The sequence below is a fragment of the uncultured Bacteroides sp. genome, assembly GCF_949298305.1.
In the GTDB taxonomy this organism is placed as follows: Bacteria; Bacteroidota; Bacteroidia; order Bacteroidales; family Bacteroidaceae; genus Bacteroides.
This window is the reverse complement of the sequence record NZ_CASFWU010000136.1, coordinates 1-5,153: the sequence shown is the minus strand read 5'-3', so window position 1 is coordinate 5,153 and position 5,153 is coordinate 1. Positions and strand designations below refer to the sequence as shown.

At 54.3% G+C, this 5,153-nt stretch carries 3 protein-coding genes; all 3 read left to right on the top strand.

Annotation, left to right across the window (positions count from 1 at the left end):
• The first annotated feature begins 250 nt into the window (after positions 1-250).
• Positions 251-2,563, top strand: coding sequence for a family 65 glycosyl hydrolase domain-containing protein (locus tag Q1Y74_RS13365; RefSeq protein WP_300814790.1), 2,313 nt, complete (start codon positions 251-253; stop codon positions 2,561-2,563).
• Positions 2,564-2,629: 66 nt separating this feature from the next.
• Complete coding sequence (locus tag Q1Y74_RS13360) at positions 2,630-3,682, top strand: efflux RND transporter periplasmic adaptor subunit (protein ID WP_300814789.1); 1,053 nt, start codon at positions 2,630-2,632, stop codon at positions 3,680-3,682.
• 107 nt (positions 3,683-3,789) lie between these two features.
• Positions 3,790-5,153: efflux RND transporter permease subunit (locus Q1Y74_RS13355; RefSeq protein ID WP_300814788.1), on the top strand; the 1,364-nt coding region annotated here is incomplete at its 3' end.

Sequence of the window (5,153 nt, the reverse complement as noted above, 5' to 3'; positions counted from 1 at the left end):
GAATGTTAAAACTAAACTATTTTCTTGCGGACATTTTTATTTTATCGGCTGTTTTTCAGCCGATAAAATTGTCGTGGCGGAAAATAGTATGCTTACATTCAAAATATTCTTGTATTTTTGCAACGTACGTAGGATACATGGTCACCACAGATGGAAACGTATTATCCTGTCTGCTTTTATCTGTCATATCTGTGCACGACCATGTAGCAGTATAGCATGCCAATTATCACATTAACCACATTATACAGCCATGAAAAAATACCTAAAGACCGACGAATGGAATATCATTGAGGAAGGCTTTCATGCCGACCATCTGCGCATGTCCGAAAGCATCTTCAGCCTGGGTAACGGCCGCTTCGGGCAACGGGGCAATTTTGAAGAGCCCTACAGTAGCGACACATACCGAGGCTCATTCGTGGGAGGCATTACCTTTCTGGACAAAACACGGGTCGGCTGGTGGAAGAACGGATTCCCACACTTCTATACCCGTATTCCCAATGCGGCCAACTGGAGTCGTATAGACCTGCGCCTTATCGACGAGGAGCTAGACCTTGCACGGTGGGACATAGATAAGTTCAGCCGTCGTCTAGACATGAGAAACGGCATTTCCTACCGCGATGTTCAAACTACCTCGCCCAAGGGCAACAGACTAACCCTGCACGTGGAGCACATCGACGATATGGCCCACCCCAACCTTTGCCTCATCCGTTATAGTGTCACCTCACTGAACTATACCGGTAAGGTGTCACTTGTACCCAGCATAGACGGTAGCATCATGAATGACGCCAACCAGCCCGACGAAAAAACATGGAACATCCTGCGCGGTGGAACCACAAACGACTATACCTACCTATGGACCCAAACGCGGCGTGAAGACGCACAGATATGCTATGCCATGACTTGCCACTTCCTGAAGAACGGCCATCCAGCCGCTACTACTCCCATACGCATTGAGAAAGAGAAGCAGACAGGTTTCTGCCTAGGAACAGACGTAAAGCCGGGAGATACGCTGACGTTGGTAAAGTATGTAGCCATCGCTTCGTCACTGCACTACGAACGCCAGAAGCTGGTAGAACAATCCGTGAACGAGGCACAACATGCCCGTCAACGAGGATGGGACGCCCTGCAAGAAGGACACCGCCAGGCTTGGCAGGAGATATGGGACGAAACTGACGTGGAAATTGAAGGTGATCCAGAAGCACAGCAGGGTATCCGCTTTAATATCTTCCAGCTCTACCAGACTTACCGGGGCGACGACCCGCGTCTGAATATCGGCCCCAAAGGATACACAGGCGAAAAATATGGTGGCAACACATACTGGAACACAGAGCTATGCTGCGTGCCGTTCTTCCTGCTGGCATCTCCCAAACCTATTGTAAAAAATCTGCTCCTATACCGATACAACCAGCTACCCAAAGCCATAGAAAATGCCCACAAACTAGGCTACGGAGGAGGCGCTGCACTGTTTCCACAAGTGACCAGCAATGGCGAGGAGTGTCACAGCGAGTGGGAAATAACCTTCGAGGAGGTGCACCGCAACAACATTGTGGTGTATGCCATCGTGCAACACGCCATCATGACAGGCTCGCTGGAGTACATGGCCCGATATGGGCTTGAAGTGATGATAGCCGTGTGCCGTTTCTGGAAGCAGCGGGTGTCCTTCTCCCCATTCCGGCATAAGTATGTGATACTAGGTGTAACCGGGCCAGATGAATATGAAAACAACGTAAACAATAACTGGTACACGAACTTCTCCAGCGTACAATGCCTCAAGATGACCCTGCACTACCTGAAGGCCGTGGCACACGACTATCCCGAAGACTATACCCGTGTGTGCAGCGCTACCGGCTTTAATGCCTCCATTGAGTGTGCACACTGGCAGGACATCATCGACCGCATGTATCTGCCTGAAGACAAAGAACTCGGAATCTTTGTACAGGACGACGGTTTCTTGGACAAAGAACTCCGGAGAGCAGACGAAATTCCCCAAGAAGAGCGCCCCATCAATCAGCACTGGTCGTGGGACCGCATCCTGCGCTCGTGTTTCATCAAGCAGGGCGATGTGCTGCTGGGACTCTACCTGCATTATTTCAACTTCGACACGGAAACCATTCGGCGCAACTTCGACTTCTACGAGCCCATGACGGTACATGAATCATCGCTCTCGCCCCACATCCACGCTATATTGGCAGCCCGCCTCGGACGGGTAGAGAAAGCCTACCAACTGTTCCTGCACGCTACACGTCTGGACCTTGACGACTATAATAATGAGGCCGACCAAGGCCTGCACATCACCAGTATGCCAGGTTCGTGGCTGGCCATTGTGCGGGGCTTTGCGGGGATGCAGGTACTGGACAACCGGCTACATCTGTCGCCAGTGCGTCCCCAAGAGTGGCAAAGCTACACATTCCAAGTGAACTTCAGAGGCCGCACACTGCGTGTATATGTAGGCCAGACTATAAATATTTCACTGAAGGCAGGCGAGGAACTGAACATAGAAGTCTACGGAAGCGTTTATTGCCTCAAGAAGGACATGCCCATAAGCATCGTGCCCGGCCAATAAAGGCCTGCGCAGTCTTTTGCCGGGTGAATGGACCTTCAGAAGTAGATAACCACAACCTTACCTGCGATGAAGAAAATCTATCTGTTCGCCCTTGGCACGACGATGCTGGCCGCGTCGTGCGGGCATAAACAAGCTAACAGTCCTCTGCCGGTGCGTCCGGTAAAGACAGCCGTGGCCGGCCGGCAATCCGTCATCCGCAAGAACTTCTCCGGTGTAGTCAAGGCCGTGGAGCAGGTGAAGCTGGCCTTCCGCGTAAGCGGCCAGATTGTCAGCCTGCCCGTCAGCGAAGGGCAGCGGGTAAAGAAGGGAGATTTGGTAGCAGCCATAAATCCCTACGACCTTTCCCTTCAATATGCGGCAGACAAGTCCGCCTACGAAACTGCCGCCGCCCAACTGGAACGCAACCGGCGGCTGCTGGAACGGCAAGCCATCTCGGCACAGGAGTACGAAACAAGCGAGAGCAGTTACCAGCGGGCACGGTCGGCCTACGAGCTGTCGGCCAACAACCTGAACGAATGCAAGCTTAGAGCCCCTTTTGACGGTTCCATCGAACAACGCTTTGCAGAAAATTACCAGCGCATCAATGCGGGCGAACCCGTGGTGCAACTGGTAAACACACGGCAACTGTGCATCAAGTTCACCGTGCCCGATGCCTACCTCTACCTGCTACGTTCACCCGACCAGCAGTACCTGGTGGAATTTGACACTTATCGGAGCAAGAGCTTCCGAGCCAAGTTGGACGAATATCTGGATATTTCCACCAACGGCACAGGCATCCCGGTCTCCATCGTCATAGACGACCCATCCTTCGACCGGGCGGTCTACGACGTGAAGCCCGGCTTCACGTGTAGCATCAGCATGGCCTCGGATGTCGCTCCCTTCCTGAAAGAGGAACTGGTAAACGTACCCCTCAGCGCTGTCTTCAGCGAGAGTGAAGGAAAGCAAACCTACGTATGGACGGTAAAGGACAACCGAGTCTTCCGCCGCGAGGTAGAAGTCTACTCCCCTACCGGCGAGGCCAGCCTGCTCCTTTCCTCGGGACTGAAGCCGGGAGAAACGGTGGTCACCGCCGGCGTCTACCAGCTGACGGAGGGCGAGAGCGTGAAGGTGCTGCCGTAAGAAGAGGAAGTTAGAGAAGTTATCACTTCGCTGCGCTCCGTCAGGAGTTAGAGTCCCCTCTCTCCCCACCCGATTCTTCATTCTTCATTCATCATTCTTCATTAATTATGAACATAGCCAAATATTCGCTGGACAATCCGAAGATTGTCTACTTCTTTCTGGCCGTACTGCTTGTGGGAGGCATTTTCTCTTTCGGCAGACTGGGCAAGAAAGAGGATGCTCCCTTCGTCATCAAGAGTGCCGTCATCCTGACCCGCTATCCGGGTGCCGAGCCGGCCGAAGTGGAGCGGCTGGTCACCGAACCCATCTCGCGCGAAGTGCAGAGCATGAGCGGAGTGAACAAAATCAAATCGGAGTCCATGTACGGACTCTCCAAAATATCGCTGGAACTGCAACCTTCGCTCAAGGCGGCCACCATCCCGCAGAAGTGGGACGAATTGAGGCGCAAGATACTCAACATACAACCCCAACTGCCTTCGGGAGCCTCCGTCCCTACCGTTTCAGACGACTTTGGCGACGTATTCGGCATCTACTACGGCCTGACCGCCGGCGAAGGTTTCAGCTACGAAGACCTGCGCGACTGGGCAGAACGCATCAAGACGCAGTTGGTCACAGTGGATGGGGTAATGAAAGTGGCCCTCTTCGGCACACAGACCGAGGTGGTGAACATCTTCATCCCCGTCAGCCGGCTGGCACAGATGGGCATCGACCCCAAGCAACTGGCCGCCCTGCTGCAGTCGCAGAACCAACTGGTGAACACGGGCGAGGTGGATGCCGGACAGCAGCAGCTGCGCATCGTGGCCAACGGTAGCTATACCAATCTGGATGACCTGCGCAACCAGCTCATCACCACCTCGGGCGGGCAGGTGAGGCTGGGCGACATCGCCGTCATCGAGCCGGGCTACCTGAACCCGCCCTCCACCCTCATGCACGTGGACGGGAAGCCCGCCATCGGAATCGGAGTGTCCACCGACCCGAACAAGGACGTGGTGAAAACAGGAACGTTGGTGGAAGAAAGATTGGCCGAACTGCTTCCCCTCATGCCCGTGGGGCTGGAACTGGAGACCCTCTACCCGGAGAACAAGATTGCCGAGGAAGCCAACAACGGCTTTATTGTCAACCTGGTGGAGTCGGTGCTGATAGTCATCTTCATTATCATGCTGGTAATGGGCATGAGGGCCGGGGTGCTCATCGGCTCGTCGCTGGTGTTCACCATCGGGGGCACACTACTCGTTATGGCCTTCATGGACGTAGGACTGAACCGCACCTCGCTGGCTGGCTTCATCATAGCCATGGGTATGCTGGTGGACAACGCCATCGTGGTCACAGACAACGCACAAGTGGCCATCGCCCGAGGCACCGCCCGCCGGAAAGCACTGACTGAGGGAGCCACGGGGCCGCAGTGGGGATTGTTGGGCGCAACATTCATTGCCGTCTGCTCATTCCTGCCGCTCTACCTGGCCCCATCGTC

Coding starts and splice junctions, on each gene's coding strand:
- Q1Y74_RS13360 (WP_300814789.1), top strand. CDS start 2,630: ATGAAGAAAATCTATCTGTTCGCCCTTGGCACGACGATGCTGGCCGCG.
- Q1Y74_RS13365 (WP_300814790.1), top strand. CDS start 251: ATGAAAAAATACCTAAAGACCGACGAATGGAATATCATTGAGGAAGGC.